An 18908-nucleotide genomic window follows, 5' to 3' on the forward strand; every position below is an offset into this window, starting at 1 on the left:
TTTTATGGGCTTTGTAGGATTAAGGGATATTTCTTTAGGTTGTACGGCAATAAATATAAAAAAGTGAAATCGAATTCAATATTAGTATAGAATTTATAAAAATAAGTGTTATTATATAGTTGTCGATTGAAAACGTTATTTAATTAAGGAAATAACCATTTAGGTCTATTGGAGGTAATTTGTATGAGTAATAATATGTTTGGAGATAAACACAACCATTATAGTATTAGAAAACTTTCCGTTGGGGCAGCATCTGTTTTAATTGGTGCCACAATTTACTTGGGGGGGGGTAAACGCCCAAGCTGTACGCGCTGATAGTATTAATGGAGATGCTACCGAACAAGTAGAGAAGAAGAATGAAGCTGATGCTAAGACAGCAGAAGTAAAGACTACTGAACAAAAGCAAGAAAATAATAAGACAGCAGTTTCTGCTACTAATGAAAATGCTAAGCAAAATGTGGCTGAAAACACATCAGATAGTAAAAAGGTTGCATCAAATAGGGATGTTAATGTTATTAAAAACGATGCAACTACTGATGAAAAAGCAGCTACTAAGTCTAGTGTTCAAACAGATAAAGATGTTAATGCAAATAAGTTGGACACTAATACTGTTTCAGTGAATAAGCTTCAGAGAAATTTTAATGTTGCTGGACTTACTGAGAGCAAGGCTGCTAGTGAGAATGTTGAACAAGAAGCTGAGGAGAGTCCACTTGGTGCACGTTTTATGAACCATGTGAATGAATTTCAATCTCTTAGTGATGTTACAACAACGCGTACAGTAACCTTAAATAAACCACAATCTGCTGGTGGTAGGGAAACTATTACGCAAAAGTTAGGTGGATTTGGCTATCCTCAAGTAACAAAAGCAAGCAATTTATCAACAAACATAACTACGATAAATTTTGAGTTTACTGTGATGCTAACCCTTAACGGTCGAGGAATGGATACTGGTATTCGTGATTTTTCAACAAATTTAGTCCTTTCTAATAACAGCTGGACATTTGCATCTGCTGAAGATGAAGAAAATTATAATAAGTTCCTGGCTTTTCAACCATCTGATTATAAGGGAACTTTACCAGCTATTGAGAATAGTGAAATTGCTGTAGATGGATATACTTGGAAGATCACAAGTGCTACTCCAGATGGCGCAGGACTTGGTGCTGAAACATTATCACCATATGCTGGTATTTCACAAAATATCGTTATTGATTATACAAAAGAAGAACACACTGTAACTTACAAATTTAAAGATCCATTTGGTAATCAAGTAGGTAGTTCAGTACCAGTAACCGGTGCAGCTGGTAGCAATCAACCAGTTAGCTTAACTCTCCCAGATGGGTACCAACTTGCATCAGGTAGCCTTCCAACTAGTGTTACTATCCCTACTAATAGTGATAAAACTATTTCAATTCCTGTAAAACATCAACTTACAATTACTATTTCAGGTGAAGGCGCATTTAATTATGCGGACGATAACTGGAAAAATTTAGTTGAGACTAATGAACTTCCTGCTAGTGGTTATAATGTTGGTTTTAATGATGCCAACGCTAGAGCACAACTGTCTAATGGCGATGTAACGTATAATGAAAATAGAAATGTCGGAACTTATACAGTTAGTCTAACCGAAAAGGGTCTTAATGACATTAAGGATCAATTGGGTGATAACTTCATTTATCCAGATCTTAAGGATGTCAAAAGTGAGGCCAAGTTTATTATAGATAAAGGAAATAAAACAATTTCTCTTATTGGAGGAGATACAAAGGTATTTGATAATACTTCTACTCTTCCAGATCAAGGTACTTTCTATTCAGGGCTAGGTCTTGCGGATAATGATCAAGGTAGAATATCAGTTTACAATTCAGATGGCACTCGTAGAACAATTCAATTAACACCAGCTGATGTAGAATTTTGGTTTAATGGACATAAAATCGATAAAGACCAAGCTAAAAATGTTGGAACGTATAATCTTCGTTTAACTGATGACTTTATTAATAAAGTTAAAGCTGCTGATGGTAATAATGGAAATAACTATGAGTGGGCTTATGGAACGCACACGCCTACTGGTAGTGATACTTACACTGCTGACTATGTAATTTATCAAGCAACCGGTAAAGCTAACTTAAGCGGTAACAATTCTAAACTTTATGATGGCAATGCTGTAACTACTGCTGACGTTAATAAGGATGGAAAGATTACTATTGATTTAACCTTACCCGTCTATAAAAAGGCCGATGCACCAGGTGATGAGCCTCAATTATTGAGAACTGTTGATTTAGGTAAGTACACGCTGCAAGATGGTGACTATACTTGGAACACTGCTGATGGTGCTGCACCAACTAAAGGTGGCCAATACACCATTAAATTGAACAAGGGCAATATTTTATCATACTTGCAAGATCGTTTGGTTGCCTTAGCAGGTACGGGAACAGATCCTGATGATGAAACTAAGTCGATGAGTAATGTCACTATTGATACTAACGATATGGATGGTCAAGCAGACTTTGATATTAATACGACTGTAACTTATCAATTTGTTGATGATGACAACAATAAGAGTGCTGTAGGTAATCCTGTAGTTGTAACAGGTCTGAATGGTAAATCGAAAGATGTCAGCTTAAATGTACCAAAAGGTTATGAACTTGTAGGTGAACTACCAACTAAGGCAGCTTTTGGTGATACAAATAAAACTATAAATATTAATTTAGTTCACAAGAAGGATGTAGCTACTAGTCAAGAATCAGTAACTCGTAAGATTACTGTTAACAATCCTACTACTAAGCAGGCTGACTCACACGACCAAACTGTTACCTTCACTAAGGAAGTTACAACTGATGAAGTTACTGGAAAGTCAACTACGATTTATACTCCTGCAACCAAATCTATTCCAGAATACACTGCTCCAACCTTTGCTGGTTATGTTCCTAATCAAACAACTATTCCTGCAACAACTGTTAAACCTGGTGATACTCCAGATGCGGTTATTATTAACTACAATCCACTTGTAATTAAAATTAATCTTAGTGGAGATAACATGACTGAATTTGGGGATGATCTCTGGCAAGATTTCTATACTAGTGATAATTTAATTGTCCCTGGAGTTCAGAATTACACCCTTTCTTTATCATCCGACCAAGATGCTCATATAGCGGATACACATCTTGATCTAATGAATGGCGATCTTATATTTAAAGAGAAACCAACTAATGTAGGAAAGTATAGTGTGATTTTAAGCAAACAAGGACTTGAAGATATAAAGAGCCAGTTAAAAGATGTACTTGGTGATTTGTATGCAGACTCAGAAGTTCAAGATAGTAATATCACAAGCGATGCCACCTTTACGATTGACAAGGGTCATAAGGAAATTGATCTAAACGGATATGATAGTAAGACATTTGATAACACTGCCGATATTCCATCTCAAGATACTTTCTATACTGGATTAAGTTTATCTCAAGATAGTGATCAACCTGGTCAAATATCGATCTATGATAGTAAAGACGGTAAGCTTCACACCATCACATTAGAACCAGAGGATGTTGAATTTTGGCTTGATGGTAAGAAAATTTCCAAAGATCAAGCTAAGAATGTTGGTAGTTACAGCCTTCGTTTAACTGATAGTTTTATCCAAAAAGTTAAGGATCAGGATGGAAATCATGGAAATAACTACGAGTGGACTTATGGCACGCATACTCCTAGTGGGGATGATACCTATACTGCTGAATATGATATTAACCCAGCAACGGGTGTTGCTACTTTAGCAGGAAGCAATTCTAAGGTCTACGATGGAAAAGCTGTTACAACTACTGAAGTTAATAAAGACGGTAAAATTATTGTTGATTTAACTTTACCAGTTTATAAACAAACAGATGATGAGCCACAATTATTAAGAACAGTTGATTTAGGTAAATATACTTTGCAAGATGGTGACTACACCTGGGCTAGTGGAGCTGCACCAACTAAGGGTGGTACCTACACAATTAACTTGAATAAGGACAAGATTTTAGCTCACTTGCAAGACCAGTTTAATACTTTAGCTGGCATGGGTAGAGACTTTGATGATCCAACTAAGTCCTTAAGTAACGTAACGATTGCTACTAAAGATATGAAGGGTACAGCAAAATTTGATATTAATACGACTGTAACTTATCAATTCGTTGATGATGACAACAATAAGAGTAACGTTGGCGATCCTGAAGTTGTAACAGGCCTTAATGGAAATAGCCAAACTGTTAGTCTAGTAGTACCTGATAACTATGTCTTAGCTGCTGGTCAAACTTTGCCAACTAGTGCAAAGTTTGGTGATACTAACACTACAGTTGATATTCACTTGAAACATGATCATATTACTGTTACTCCAGATAAACCGGGAACGCCGGGACAACCAATTGATCCAAGTAATCCAGATGGTCCTAAATATCCTGCTGGTACTGATAAGGATTCGTTGCAAAGTACGATTAAGCGGACAATTAACTATATTTATCAAAATGGTAAACAAGCTGAATCTCCGGTTAATGATTCTCTGCAATTCACTGATACCAAGGTAATTGATAAGGTTACTGGAGAAGTCATTAGTGATGAATGGTCACCAGCTCAGAATTTTAATATCATTACCACGCCAACGATTGAAGGCTATACTGCGGATCAGCCATCAATTTCGAATACCAATATTAGTCATGATCATTCAGCAATCGTAGAAACTGTTACTTATGCACCAAATGACCAAACCGGTAAGATTTCTTACGTTGATGATAAGACTAATACTGAAGTAGGAACTACCTCATTGACTGGCAAGACTGATGAAGATGTAACTATTACTCCAGTTGTACCAACAGGCTGGAAGATTGTCGATGGTCAAAATATTCCAAAGAGCGAAAAGGCTACTCCAAATGGTATTGATACTGTAATTGTCAAAGTTGAACACAAGACCACAACAGTTCCACCAACAGATCCAAAGACGCCAGAAGATAAGTTGCCTGATAATCCAGATAAGCACTACCCAGACGGCGTAGGTGAAAAAGATTTGAACAAGACAATTGTTCGTCAAATTACAGTTGTGAAACCAGATGGTACTAGAGAAAGTCACGATCAATCAGTTAAATTAACTAGAAGTGCAACAGTTGATGAAGTGACAGGTGAAGTAACTAAGTACAGCGACTGGACAACAGGAAACTTCGAAGAATATGATGCCCCAGTAATTGCAGGGTACACACCAAGTCAAGCTAAGATTGAAGGCGTTAAGGTAACTGCTGATAGTGACTTTACTCCAGTAGAAATTACTTACACGCCAAACGATCAAAAAGGTAAGATTTCTTACGTTGACGATAAGACTAATACTGAAGTAGGAACTACTTCATTGACTGGTAAGACTGATGAAGATGTAGTTATTAATCCAGTTGCACCAGCAGGCTGGAAGATTGTCGATGGTCAAAATATTCCTAAGACTGAAAAGGCAACTCCAAATGGTATTGATACTGTAATTGTCAAAGTTGAACACAAGACTACGACAGTTCCACCAACAGATCCAAAGACGCCAGAAGATAAGTTGCCTGATAATCCAGACAAGCACTACCCAGACGGCGTAAGTGAAAAAGATTTGAACAAGACAATTGTTCGTCAAATCACAGTTGTAAGACCAGATGGTACTAGAGAAAGTCACGATCAATCAGTTAAATTAACTAGAAGTGCTACTGTTGATGAAGTAACTGGAACAGTAACAGGCTACAGTAACTGGACTACTGGAAACTTTGATGAATATGATGCCCCAGTAATTGCAGGTTACACACCAAGTCAAGCTAAGGTTGATGGTGTTAAAGTAACTGCAGATAGTAACTTTGATCCAGTTGTGATTACTTATGTTGAAGATCCAATTGGTCAAGACATCACAGTAAAGAAGGGTGACATCCCATCACCAGAAGATGGCGTTAAGAATCATGGTGACTTAGACAAGGTCACTGATCCAAAGCATCCAGATGCTAAGACAACCTACACTTGGAAGAAGACGCCAGACACAAGCGTCGCAGGAGATGTCCCAGCAACAGTGATCGTTCACTACCCAGATGGTTCTAATAAGCCAGTTGATATTACTGTCCATGTTGTAGATGACACTCCAGTAGTACCAACCAAGAACCCAGATCCAATTGGTCAAGACATCACAGTGAAGAAGGGCGACACCCCATCACCAGAAGATGGCGTTAAGAACCATGGTGACTTAGACAAGGTCACTGATCCAAAGCATCCAGATGCTAAGACAACCTACACTTGGAAGAAGACGCCAGACACAAGCGTCGCAGGAGATGTCCCAGCAACAGTGATCGTTCACTACCCAGATGGTTCTAATAAGCCAGTTGATATTACAGTTCATGTTATAGATGAAACTCCAATACCAACCAAGGACCCAGATCCAATTGGTCAAGACATCACAGTAAAGAAGGGCGATACTCCAGATCCAGAAGATGGGGTTAAGAACCACGGTGATTTAGATAAGATCACAGATCCAAAGCACCCAGGCACTAAGACAACCTACACTTGGAAGAAGACGCCAGACACAAGCGTCGCAGGAGATGTCCCAGCAACAGTGATCGTTCACTACCCAGATGGTTCTAATAAGCCAGTTGATATTACTGTCCATGTTGTAGATGACACTCCAGTAGTACCAACCAAGAACCCAGATCCAGTTGGTCAAGATATCACAGTAAAGAAGGGCGATACTCCAGATCCAGAAGATGGGGTTAAGAACCACGGTGATTTAGATAAGATCACAGATCCAAAGCACCCAGGCACTAAGACAACCTACACCTGGAAGAAGACTCCAGATACAAGCGTAGCAGGCGATGTCCCAGCAACAGTAGTTGTTCACTACCCAGATGGTTCTGAAAAGGCAGTTGATATCACAGTTCATGTTGTTGACAACACCCCAGTAGTACCAACAAAGAATCCAGAACCAACCGGTCAAGACATTCACACTCCACAAGGTAAGGTTCCAACTCCTGAATCAGCTATTACTAACAAGGATAAGATGCCAGATGGAACTAAATACACTTGGAAAGAAATCCCAGATGTTAATACTTTAGGTAAACATCCTAGTGTAGTTGTTGTAACTTACCCAGATGGAACTGCTGTTGAAGTGAAAGTTAATGTCTTTGTTGACGGCACTCCAGAAGCAAAGAAAGAAACTAAAGCTCCAGTAGTTAAGAAACAAGTTGTTGAACCAACAAAAGTTGAAACAAGACAAAAGTTGGTTAATAATTACGTGGCTCCTCGTGCAGTAGAAGTTCAAAGAGCTCAAGCTAAAGGTAAGCGTCAATTACCACAAACTGGTGCTAAAGAAAATATTGCAAGTGAAGTACTAGGCATGCTTTCAGTAGGCTTAGGTGCATTGACTGCAGGATTTGCTTCAAAGCGTCGTAAGAAGAATAGATAGTTTTTAGGATAACTAATTAAAAACACTCCATGATTTTTCAGAAATCACGGGGTGTTTTTGCGTAGAAAAAACATAAAATTTTAATTTTAAAATAATTTTGCATGATATAATTTAATAAAAATATTATCTTAGGAGGATGAAAAAATGATCATGGTAGTAACAAACGCTCATCAAAATGTACAAATCACTAGATAATAGATGAGCGGAACTTAATTAAATTTCATTTTGTTAAATCCGTTCATCGAGGAGGCAAAATGAAACATTTACATAAATTAAATCAATATTTCAAAGAATTAACTAAGACTTATTACCTGTTCTTCAAATCTGCTCCTTTAGTTGCCACTTGTGTCTTATTACTTGCGCCGCTTCAAGCAGTAATTCCTTTACTTACTGTGACAGCAGGGCAAAAGGTAATTGATCAAGTTACTAATCATTCACCTTTTATGGAAATGATCATTGTTTGGATTGTAGCTACGGCATTTCAACAATTTTTACCATCGCTTTCGACAATGGTTCAAGGAGTTCTAACTGATAAATTAACAGGTTTTATCAATATTAGCTTGATGAAAAAATCAGCAGACTTACAATCAATCAGTATTTTTGATGACAGCAAATATTTTGATGATTTACAAATGCTCAGAGATGATGCAAGCTGGCGTCCAGTTAATTTAATTGTTTTTGGTGTATCGGTTTTGCAATCATTTCTAACGTTAGCTTTTATGCTAATCTATCTAGCACGATACAATTGGTGGCTAGCTTTGCTTTTGTTAATTGTAATGGTGCCACAGAGTATTTCTTACTACCGTATTCAGCAGCAGTCATTTGAAACGATGGTTGAAAGAAGTAAGAACGCTAGGTATTTGCACTACTATAGTGGACTATTGCTTGATCGTAGGGATGCTAAAGAAGTTAGACTTTTCAATATGTTTCCAAAGATCATCGAAAAGTATATAAGCTTATTTGAACAAACTAAAAAAGATGTTAATCAAATTCGTAAAAAGCAACTTGCGACTAGTTCACTGTTTGTTGTATTAACTGTTGGAGTATTCGGCTATGGCTTTTATTGGTTCACTAATTCAGTAAGAATAGGTGCATTAGAAGTTGGCGTCTTATTGATGTTTGTTTCAGTGATTGGCTATATTTCTACTAGCATGGCTCGAGTAGTGGAAGACAGTAGCTTGTTATACGATTCATTATTATGGATTGAAAAATACTTCAATTTTCTTGAGTATCAAGATAACTTTGAAAACGGTACGAAAAATTTTCCCGATGATTTCGAGAATCTTAGCGTTAAGAATTTATCCTTCACTTATCCATTTTCTAATGCTGAGATTTTGCACAATGTTAGTTTTTCAGTAAAAAGTGGAGAAAAGATTGCAATTGTTGGAGAAAATGGGTCAGGAAAGTCTACTTTGGTAAAATTATTAATGCGTTTTTATGACCCGACTAATGGAAAAATTTCTGTTGATAATTATGATTTAAAAGACTTTAATATCTTTGACTTGCATAAAAATTTGTCAGCTACTTTTCAGGATTTTTCTCGCTTTAAATTAACTCTTAAAGAAAACGTGATTACTGGATATTCATTCAATAAAGATAGGGTAAATAATGTTCTTAAAGCATCTGGATTGGGTGATTTGTTAGCTAATGACCATCTTAATCTGAATACGACGCTGGCTAAAGATTTCAAAAATGGAACTGATTTGTCAGGTGGTCAATGGCAAAAAGTAGCTTTGGCACGAGACTTATATGCTGATGGTAAGATTGAATTTTTAGATGAACCAACGGCAGCTTTAGACGCTAAGAGCGAAGCAGAAATTTATCAACGTTTTTTGAAAGAAAATGATAACAAGACGATTTTCTTTGTGACTCATCGTTTGTCAGCAGTTAGGTTTGCTGATAAAGTATTATTTCTCGACGGTGGAAAAGTTAGCGGTTTTGACACGCATACTAATTTGTTGCAAATTAATCCAAAATATAAAGAAATGTATGATTTACAGAAAAATGCATATCTGTAAGGTTCAATTTTAAATAAGTAATCAATTCTTCATGCAAGTAGGCATGGAGAATTTTTTGCCTTTTAACAGTTAAGATTTTTCAGTGACTTTTACGTTATAATAGAACATAGGTTTTTGGAAGAAAGGATATTTGGTAACGAATGGCAAAAAAAGATACGACACCAATGATGAAGCAATATTACGAGATTAAGGAACAATATCCAGATGCGTTTTTGTTTTATCGTGTGGGCGATTTCTACGAATTATTTGAAGATGATGCAGTTAAGGGTGCACAAATTCTAGAATTAACGTTAACTCATCGTTCAAATAAAACTAAAAATCCAATTCCAATGGCAGGAGTTCCTCACCTAGCTGTGGATACTTACGTCAATACTTTGGTGGAAAAAGGATATAAGGTTGCACTTTGTGAACAACTTGAAGATCCCAAGAAAGCTAAAGGAATGGTCAAACGCGGGATTATTCAGTTAATTACGCCAGGAACCATGATGCAGGAGCGTCCTGACCAAGCAAAAGATAGTAACTACTTAACTTCAGTTATTTCAACAAATTCTGGCTTTGGCCTAGCTTACAGCGACTTATCCACTGGGGAGACTTTTTCCACACACTTAACTGATTTTGAAGGTGTCGCAAATGAATTATTATCCCTTCAAACAAGAGAAGTTGTGTATAACGGGCATTTAACAGAAGCAAACAAAGACTTTTTGAAGAAAGCTAATATTACTATTTCTGAACCAGTTAAAGTAGAAAGTGAACATGCAGAAATTTCTTATGTAGCCCAAAACTTAACTGACGATGCAGAAATTAAGGCCACTAAGCAACTAGTAGCTTACTTACTGTCAACGCAAAAGCGTAGTTTAGCCCACTTACAAGTTGCTCAAAGCTATGAGCCGACGCAATATTTGCAGATGTCTCATACTGTGCAAACAAATTTAGAATTAATCAAGTCAGCTAAGACTTCTAAGAAGATGGGCTCTTTATTCTGGCTCTTAGATAAGACAAGTACGGCAATGGGCGGCAGATTGTTAAAATCATGGATTGAGCGTCCGCTTTTATCAGTTACTGAAATTAACCGACGTCAAGAAATGGTTCAAGCACTTTTTGATGATTACTTCACCCGTGAAAAAGTTATCGACAGTTTAAAGGGTGTGTATGACCTAGAAAGACTGACTGGTCGAATTGCTTTTGGCTCAGTTAATGCACGTGAAATGCTACAATTAGCGCATTCTTTAGGTGCAATTCCTGATATTTTGAATTCCTTACTTGAAACGAATAATCCACATCTGCAAAACTTTGCTAAGCAAATTGATCCTTTAAAGGGAATCCATGATTTGATTGTTAATACTATTGTGGATAATCCCCCACTTTTAACGACAGAGGGTGGTTTGATTAGAGAAGGAGTTTCAGACCAATTAGACCGCTACCGGGACGCGATGAATAATGGTAAAAAATGGCTATCCGAAATGGAAAGCCACGAACGTGAAGTGACTGGAATTAACAACTTAAAGGTTGGCTATAACAAGGTCTTTGGTTACTATATTGAAGTTACGAATTCAAATAAAGATAAGGTGCCCACTGATCGCTACACTAGAAAGCAAACATTAACTAATGCAGAGCGGTATATCACGCCTGAACTAAAGGAACATGAATCATTGATTCTAGAAGCAGAAGCTAAGTCAACTGGCTTAGAGTATGACTTGTTTGTAAAACTAAGAGAAGATGTTAAAAAGTATATTCCAGCTTTACAAAAATTAGCTAAACAAGTTGCAAGCTTAGATGTTTTGACAGATTTTGCGACAGTTAGTGAACAAAATAATTATGTTCGCCCAGACTTTACAGTTGATAAGCAAGAAATTAACGTAGTTAATGGTCGCCACCCAGTTGTTGAACAAGTTATGACTGCTGGTAGTTATATTCCAAATGACGTGAAGATGGATCAAGATACTGATATTTTCTTAATTACTGGACCAAATATGTCTGGTAAGTCTACTTATATGCGTCAAATGGCCTTGATTGCAATCATGGCGCAGATTGGTTGTTTTGTCCCAGCAGATAGCGCAACTCTACCAATTTTTGATCAAATCTTTACTCGAATCGGAGCAGCAGATGATTTGATTTCTGGTCAGAGTACTTTTATGGTAGAAATGAGTGAAGCTAATGATGCTTTGCAACATGCGACAAAACGTTCTTTAATTTTATTTGATGAAATTGGACGAGGCACTGCTACTTATGATGGGATGGCTTTGGCTGGAGCAATTGTGAAGTATCTTCATGATAAGGTCGGAGCAAAGACGCTCTTTGCGACTCACTACCACGAATTAACTGATTTAGACCAAACACTAAAACATTTAAAGAACATTCACGTTGGTGCGACCGAAGAAAATGGTAAGTTGATTTTCTTACATAAAATTTTGCCAGGACCAGCTGATCAATCTTATGGTATTCATGTTGCTCAATTGGCAGGCTTACCACGTAAAGTTTTAAGAGAAGCAACTACGATGCTGAAGAGATTAGAGCAGCAGGGAGCAGGAGAGTTACAGCCGGCTAGTGAGCAACTTGATCTCTTTACCGCTGAAGAAGCAAGTGAACCGGCAATTTCAGATGATGAAAAAGATGTCTTGGATGATATTCAAAATGTGTATCTTGCTGACAAAACTCCTTTGCAGGTCATGGAACTTGTATCTCAGTGGCAGCAAGAGTTGAAAGATAAGGACTAATAATCATGAGTAAGATTCATGAACTTTCACCTGAATTAACTAATCAAATTGCTGCTGGTGAAGTTATTGAACGACCAGCTAGTGTTGTTAAAGAATTGTGTGAAAACTCCCTTGATGCTGGTAGTAGCCGTATTAGAATTGACTTTATTGATGCGGGCTTAAAGCAAATTACGGTTCAAGACAATGGAAGCGGAATTGCAAAAGATCAGCTTGATTTAGCTTTTACTCGTCATGCAACAAGTAAAATTGCAACTGAGCGAGATTTATTTAACATTTCTACTTTAGGATTTCGCGGAGAGGCCTTGGCCTCAATTGCCGCGGTTTCCCATGTTGAAGTAATAACCAGTAGCGATAATTTAGGCGGTGTTCGTGCAATTTTTGTAGGCAGCGAAAAGAAACTACAAGAAGATGCAGCTTCACCAAAGGGAACCAAGATTTCAGTTAGTGATTTATTTTTTAACACGCCAGCTCGGCTTAAATATTTACGCTCTGAAAGAACGGAAATTCTAAAGATTGTTGATATTGTCAACCGACTTGCTTTAGGACATCCTGATGTTGCTTTTACTCTCACTAATAACGGTAAGATCTTACTAAAAACCAATGGACGTAATGATTTAAGACAAGATATTGCGAATATCTATGGCCGTCAGCTTGCAGAAAAGATGGAGGTCCTTAAGGGCACTAGTCCTGATTTTAAGATTACTGGCTTACTTTCTGATCCTAATACAACTCGTTCAAATCGAAACTTTATTTCTTTATTATTAAATGGCCGCTATATAAAAAATTATCGTCTGACTCAGGCAATTATAGCTGGTTATGGCAGTAAGTTAAGGCCGCGCCGTTATCCAATTGCTGTTGTCAACATTGAACTTGATCCACTTTTGGTTGATGTTAACGTCCATCCAACTAAACAAGAGGTGCGCTTGTCAAAGGAGCAGGAATTAGAGCGTTTATTAACTACAAGTATTTCAGAAGCCTTAGATCAGACCAGTCAGATCAATTCAGGTTTGAATAATCTATTAACTCCTAAAAAGTCGACAAATATTGACCAATTAAAATTTAACTTAAATAAAGATGTGGTTGATACTGTTCGTCCAGTGGAGTTTATTCCGCAAGTGGAAGCTGATAAAAGTGCTGAAGTTCATGAAACAGCAGCAAATTTTGTCAGTTTAGATAAGGTTCGCAATGACGATAAATATGTGATTACTGCAAGCTGGGATGAAAATGTGGATAAACAGGTGCAGCTAAGTCCATTTGATGAAGAAAAAGATATTCAAGGAAAAGATGATAGTCTTATTTCTTCAGGGGATGAAATTTTAGCTAACAATTTACCTGAATTAATTTATTTAGGTCAGACTAAGTCATATTTAGTTGCGCGCCATGATGAAGACTTATACTTAATTGATCAAATAGCAGCTTATCGGCGTTTAGCCTATGATCAAATTTTTCATGATTTAAATAGTGAAAATATTTCTCAGCAGGGTTTACTTAGTCCTTTGATTTTAGATTTTAGTAATGTTGACTATTTGAAACTAAAAGAAAATCTTAATAATCTACAAGAATTAGGGATATTTTTAGAGGATTTTGGTCAAAATAGCCTGATCTTAAGAACTTATCCGATCTGGCTCCAACCTGATGTAGAAAAAAATGTGCGCATGATTTTAGATTTATATTTAAATCAAAATGAACAAGATTTTACCAAGCTTAAAGCACAAATTGCTGGCGAAATAACAATGCGCCAAAGTACTAGAAGAAGAAATTTAAATCCAGTTGAAGCACAAGAACTATTGAAAGACCTGAGAAATAGTAGTGATCCTTATCAAGATTTTGAAGGAAAAATCATTATTATTCAATTAAGTGAGAATGATCTCAATAAGATGTTTAAAAAAGATGAGTAGGTAAAATGTTTGAATATCTCAAAGGAATAGTAGCAAAAATTGATCCAGCTTATGTAGTATTAGATGTAAATGGCATTGGGTATAAGATTCTTTGTCCCACTCCTTATAGCTATCAAGAGAATCAGCCAGCAACTATTTATGTTGAACAAGTTGTCAGAGATACAGGAATTACCTTGTATGGCTTTTTATCTTTAGAAGACAAAGAATTATTTTTAAAATTATTAAGCGTTTCAGGAATTGGACCAAAATCGGCCGTAGCGATTATGGCAGCTGAGGATACGGATTCGTTAGCCAGTGCAATTCAAAATGGAGAGGTAAAATATTTAACTCGTTTTCCAGGAGTCGGAAAGAAGACTGCTTCTCAGATTGTCTTAGACTTAAAAGGAAAGTTAGGCGACTATGTGAAGAAATCAACAGTTGCTGCCGATCTTTCGCCGAGCCTGCAAGACGCTGTGCTTGCCTTGGTAGCACTTGGTTATACTCAAAAAGAAGTTGACAGAATTACTCCAAAATTAGCAAAATTACCTGAAAATACTGCTGATGGCTATATTAAAGAAGCGTTGGCTTTACTACTTAAGAAGTAAAAGTAAAAATTAGTTAAGGATAAGGAAGTGAAAGATGTGAATGATGAAGAACGAATTATAGGCGCTGAAAGTAGCGAAGAAGATGAAACGATCGAATTGTCTTTGCGTCCGCAACTACTTGCTCAATATATTGGACAAGATAAAGTAAAGAGCGAGATGAAAATCTATATTAAAGCTGCTAAAAAGCGAGACGAAGCCTTAGACCATGTTTTGTTATACGGACCTCCTGGTTTAGGTAAAACTACTTTGGCATTTGTAATTGCTAATGAAATGGGCGTTCACTTAAAGAGTACCTCGGGCCCAGCAATTGAAAAAGCGGGAGATTTGGTGGCTCTGCTTTCAGAATTAAATCCAGGGGATGTCTTATTTATTGATGAGATTCACCGCTTAGCAAAGCCAGTCGAAGAAGTCTTATATTCAGCAATGGAAGATTTTTATATTGATATTGTGGTCGGAGAAGGGCAAACAACTCATGCAGTGCACGTGCCACTTCCTCCTTTTACTTTGATTGGAGCAACTACCAGTGCTGGTCAATTATCTGCGCCGCTAAGAGATCGGTTTGGAATTATTGAACACATGCAGTACTATTCTGTTGATGATCTAGAAAAAATTATTCAAAGATCAAGCGTAGTTTTTAACACTAAGATTGATCCAGAAGCAGCAATTGAATTAGCGCGACGTTCTCGTGGAACGCCACGTGTTGCTAACCGTTTACTTAAGCGGGTTCGCGATTTTGCGGAAGTAAAGGGAGAAGAAGCTATTTCTTTAGCAACTACTAAGCACTCACTTCATTTGCTAGAAGTTGACGATGAAGGATTAGATCAAACTGACAGAAAACTTTTAAGAATGATGATTGAAAATTATGGTGGCGGTCCTGTTGGAATTAAAACCATTGCAGCTAATGTTGGTGAAGACACGGATACAATTGAAGAAGTTTATGAACCATATTTACTTCAAAAAGGATTCATTACTCGAACTCCTCGGGGAAGAAGCGTTACGCAAAAAGCTTATTTACAATTAGGATATCCACCAAAAAAAGCAGAGTAAGTTTTTAGTTAGAGCAAAAATACGGTATAATTATTATTTGAAAGTTAATTAATAAAAATAATGAGGTGTAATACTTTGAATACATTTTTCTTAGCACAAAGTGCTGCTGGTATGAATAACATGTTCATGATTATTGCAATGATTGCAATTTTTGTCTTCTTCTACTTTTCAATGATTAAGCCACAAAAAAAGCAACAACAAGAACGGATGAAGATGATGTCTGAACTTAAGAAGGGCGATCAAGTAATTATGGTTGATGGTCTTCACGGTAAAGTTGATTCAATCAATGACGCAGATAAGACTGTTGTGATTGATGCCGATGGAATCTTCTTAACATTTGAAAGAATGGCTATTCGTCGCGTTCTTCCAACTGCTGCCGCTCCAGCAAAAGATGTTGAAGCTAATGAAGCAAAAGAAGAAAAGGTTGAAACAGAAGAAAAGCCTACTGAAAGTAGTAAAACAGAAGAAACAACTTCTGACAAAGCTGATAATACTAATTCTGAAGATAAATAAAAAAACGTCCGCAAGGACGTTTTTATTTTTTCATTGTCATAGATTAATATTGTAAAATATGAATTGGTAAAGTAAATTTTAATAAGTTTAATAGGTAGGTAGTTAGAATGGAAAATATTCCAGTTGTCATGATTATTTTTGGTGGCTCGGGTGATTTAGCTCATAGAAAGCTTTATCCAGCCTTATTTAACTTATATCAGAAGGGATTAATTCATGATCATTTTGCCGTAATTGGTACAGCTAGAAGACCATGGAGTCATGAATACTTACAAGAACAAGTTGTTGCAGCAATTAAAGAAAGCAACAATAGCTTTGATGAGAAAGATGCAAAAGAATTTGCTTCGCATTTTTATTACCAGTCACATGATGTAACTGATGTTGATCACTACATTGCTCTTAAAGAATTAGCTACAAAGCTTGATAAGAAATATCATGCAGAAGGCAACCGTATTTTCTACATGGCAATGGCACCAAGATTTTTTGGCACAATTGCAACTCATATTAATGATCAAAAGCTAGTTGGTAGTGGTTTTAACCGCTTGGTAATTGAAAAGCCGTTTGGTCATGACCTAGCTTCTGCTGAAAAATTAAATCAAGAAATTGGAGAAAGTTTTGCTGAAGATTCGGTATATCGAATTGACCACTATCTCGGTAAAGAGATGGTTCAAAATATTATGCCGCTTAGAATGACTAATCCAATTGTTAATAATATTTGGTGCAAGAAGTACATTGCTAATATGCAAGTCACTCTTGCTGAAAGCTTAGGCGTTGGTACTCGTGGTGGATATTATGAAACTTCTGGTGCTTTACGCGATATGGTTCAAAACCATATTTTTCAAATTATTACTCTCTTAGCAATGCCAGAACCTAAAGCCTTAGATTCAGATCATATTCATGAAGCAAAGCAAGAACTACTTGATAGCTTGGTTATTCCAACTCCAGAAATGGTAAAAAAGCATTTCTCACGTGGTCAATATTTAGCAAGCGACGATGAAGTAGAGTACTTAAAGGCTGACCAAGTTGTTCCTGATTCTAAAGTAGAGACATTTGTTGCTGGTGAAGTTAACTTCAAAAAGGGTCCTGTAGCTGGTGTTCCAATCTACTTTAGAACTGGTAAGAAGATGAAGGATAAAGTTTCTAGAATTGATATTGTGCTCCACCACATGAATAATTTGTACGGCAATGCACATTCAAATAATATTTCAATTATTATTGATCCAAGAAGCGAGATTTTCTTTACAATTAACGGAAAAAAGATTACTACTGAGGGCTTAAGAAGAGAAAATCTTAGCTATAAGTTTTCTAAACAAGAAATGGATCAAGTTCCAGATGGCTATGAAAGATTACTTCATGATGTCTTTGTAGCTGATCGTACTAACTTTACGCACTGGTCTGAATTAAAGCAATACTGGAAGTTTGTTGATGCAGTTGAAGCTGCATGGCAAGATGAAAACAAAGATATTAAGCAACTTGAGCAATATCCAAGTGGTGAATTTGGTACTGAATCAAGTAACCATATTTTTGAAAAAGATACTGAGCATTGGATTTACCGTTAATGGACTTACTGCCTAAAAATAATATTAAGCGTAAAATTATTCATCTGGATATGGATGCTTTTTATGCCTCAGTAGAGATTCGAGATAATCCTGCTTTAAAAAATAAAGCTGTTTTAATTGGCGGCGATCCTAAAAAAAATAGGGGACACGGGGTTGTGGCAACTGCTAATTATTTGGCCCGTCAATATGGTGCGCATTCAGCCATGCCAACTGCTAAGGCAGTTAGGTTAATTCCAGCAGAAAAACTTGTAATTATTCAACCACATTTTGAAAAGTATCGAGCTGTTTCAGCTGAAATTCACCGTTTAATGCATGAGATGACTGATCGAGTAGAATCAGTTTCTTTAGATGAAGCATACTTAGATGTAACGGAGAATAAGCTTCACTTAGATGATCCTGTTCGAATTGCAACTATCCTTCAAGAGCAAATTTATCAAAAGGTTGGATTGACAAGTTCATTTGGCGTTTCTTACAACAAGTTTTTAGCTAAAATGGGGTCGGAATATGCTAAACCCTTTGGTAGAACTGTAATTAAGCCTGAAACTGCACTTGATTTTTTAGCAAAGCAAAAAATCGAAAAGTTTCCCGGCATTGGACCTAAAACGCAAGAAAGATTAGCAGAGATGGGAGTCTACACCGGAGCTGACCTAATAAAAATTCCAACAGATGTGTTGATCAAAAAATTTAATCGTATGGGCTATTTGATTGCCCAACATGCACATGGTATTGACTTGAGAGAGGTAGTTACTGATTCAGAAAGAAATCGAAAGTCGATTGGGATTGAGCGAACTTTTAATCAGAGTTTATTTGATGAAAATGAAGCTTTAACTAAACTGCGAGCTTATAGCGGTGAACTTGAAAATAAGTTAAAAAAGCGACATTTTCTTGCAAATTGTGTTGTTTTAAAGATTCGCGATGTTAATTTTAAGACAATTACTAAAAGAAAGAAGCTAAAACAAGGCACTAATGATAAAATTGTTATTTACGACACTGGTCGTGTCTTGTTTGAAACAGAAAAAGGGATGCTCGCAACTGGAGTACGTCTGTTAGGACTTACTGTAACCGATTTTGAAGAACATCCAGTTGAGAACTTATCGTTAGATATTTTTGAAAACAAGTAATGATAAAATAAATTTAGTAAACAACAAGGAGAACAGA

Annotated in this window: 10 protein-coding genes; all 10 read left to right on the plus strand. The window is 36.6% G+C overall.

Going from position 1 to position 18908, the window contains the following annotated elements; translation table 11 throughout:
• Nucleotides 1–195: 195 nt before the first annotated feature.
• Nucleotides 196–315 (plus strand): YSIRK-type signal peptide-containing protein, encoded by a 120-nt coding sequence (locus tag F3I00_RS10760; protein WP_229036579.1) that lies wholly within the window; start codon nt 196–198, stop codon nt 313–315.
• Complete coding sequence (locus F3I00_RS10765) at nt 266–7420, plus strand: Rib/alpha-like domain-containing protein (protein WP_236547646.1); 7155 nt, start codon at nt 266–268, stop codon at nt 7418–7420. The genes F3I00_RS10760 and F3I00_RS10765 overlap by 50 nt, the downstream gene beginning before the upstream one ends.
• Before the next feature lie 254 nt (nt 7421–7674).
• A complete protein-coding gene (locus tag F3I00_RS02155) occupies nt 7675–9438 on the plus strand; it encodes an ABC transporter ATP-binding protein (protein WP_020807788.1) in 1764 nt (587 codons plus the stop codon).
• 140 nt (nt 9439–9578) lie between these two features.
• A complete protein-coding gene (mutS, locus tag F3I00_RS02160; protein ID WP_020807787.1) occupies nt 9579–12152 on the plus strand; it encodes a DNA mismatch repair protein MutS in 2574 nt (857 codons plus the stop codon).
• Between the two features lie 5 nt (nt 12153–12157).
• Complete coding sequence (gene mutL, locus F3I00_RS02165) at nt 12158–14050, plus strand: DNA mismatch repair endonuclease MutL (protein ID WP_020807786.1); 1893 nt, start codon at nt 12158–12160, stop codon at nt 14048–14050.
• A gap of 5 nt (nt 14051–14055) precedes the next feature.
• Nucleotides 14056–14634 carry a Holliday junction branch migration protein RuvA gene (gene ruvA / locus F3I00_RS02170; protein WP_003649357.1) on the plus strand — a complete coding sequence of 193 codons (579 nt, stop codon included), beginning with the start codon at nt 14056–14058 and terminating at the stop codon, nt 14632–14634.
• Nucleotides 14635–14661: 27 nt separating this feature from the next.
• The gene (gene ruvB / locus F3I00_RS02175; protein ID WP_024273023.1) at nt 14662–15681 is read left to right on the plus strand and encodes a Holliday junction branch migration DNA helicase RuvB; all 1020 of its coding nucleotides are present in this window, start codon (nt 14662–14664) and stop codon (nt 15679–15681) included.
• 60 nt (nt 15682–15741) lie between these two features.
• A complete protein-coding gene (gene yajC / locus F3I00_RS02180) occupies nt 15742–16194 on the plus strand; it encodes a preprotein translocase subunit YajC (RefSeq protein WP_035425547.1) in 453 nt (150 codons plus the stop codon).
• Between the two features lie 107 nt (nt 16195–16301).
• A complete protein-coding gene (gene zwf, locus F3I00_RS02185; RefSeq protein WP_020807783.1) occupies nt 16302–17750 on the plus strand; it encodes a glucose-6-phosphate dehydrogenase in 1449 nt (482 codons plus the stop codon).
• A complete protein-coding gene (gene dinB / locus F3I00_RS02190) occupies nt 17750–18871 on the plus strand; it encodes a DNA polymerase IV (protein ID WP_024273024.1) in 1122 nt (373 codons plus the stop codon). Before zwf ends, dinB begins: the two co-directional genes overlap by 1 nt.
• Nucleotides 18872–18908 lie beyond the last annotated feature (37 nt).

This window comes from Lactobacillus sp. JM1, from assembly GCF_009834385.1.
GTDB lineage: Bacteria > Bacillota > Bacilli > Lactobacillales > Lactobacillaceae > Lactobacillus > Lactobacillus paragasseri.

What these genes read in the sequence shown, in the direction of transcription:
- zwf (WP_020807783.1), top strand. Translation starts at nt 16,302, where the DNA reads ATGGAAAATATTCCAGTTGTCATGATTATTTTTGGTGGCTCGGGTGAT.
- F3I00_RS02155 (WP_020807788.1), top strand. Translation starts at nt 7,675, where the DNA reads ATGAAACATTTACATAAATTAAATCAATATTTCAAAGAATTAACTAAG.
- mutS (WP_020807787.1), top strand. Translation starts at nt 9,579, where the DNA reads ATGGCAAAAAAAGATACGACACCAATGATGAAGCAATATTACGAGATT.
- yajC (WP_035425547.1), top strand. Translation starts at nt 15,742, where the DNA reads ATGAGGTGTAATACTTTGAATACATTTTTCTTAGCACAAAGTGCTGCT.
- dinB (WP_024273024.1), top strand. Translation starts at nt 17,750, where the DNA reads ATGGACTTACTGCCTAAAAATAATATTAAGCGTAAAATTATTCATCTG.
- F3I00_RS10760 (WP_229036579.1), top strand. Translation starts at nt 196, where the DNA reads ATGTTTGGAGATAAACACAACCATTATAGTATTAGAAAACTTTCCGTT.
- mutL (WP_020807786.1), top strand. Translation starts at nt 12,158, where the DNA reads ATGAGTAAGATTCATGAACTTTCACCTGAATTAACTAATCAAATTGCT.
- ruvA (WP_003649357.1), top strand. Translation starts at nt 14,056, where the DNA reads ATGTTTGAATATCTCAAAGGAATAGTAGCAAAAATTGATCCAGCTTAT.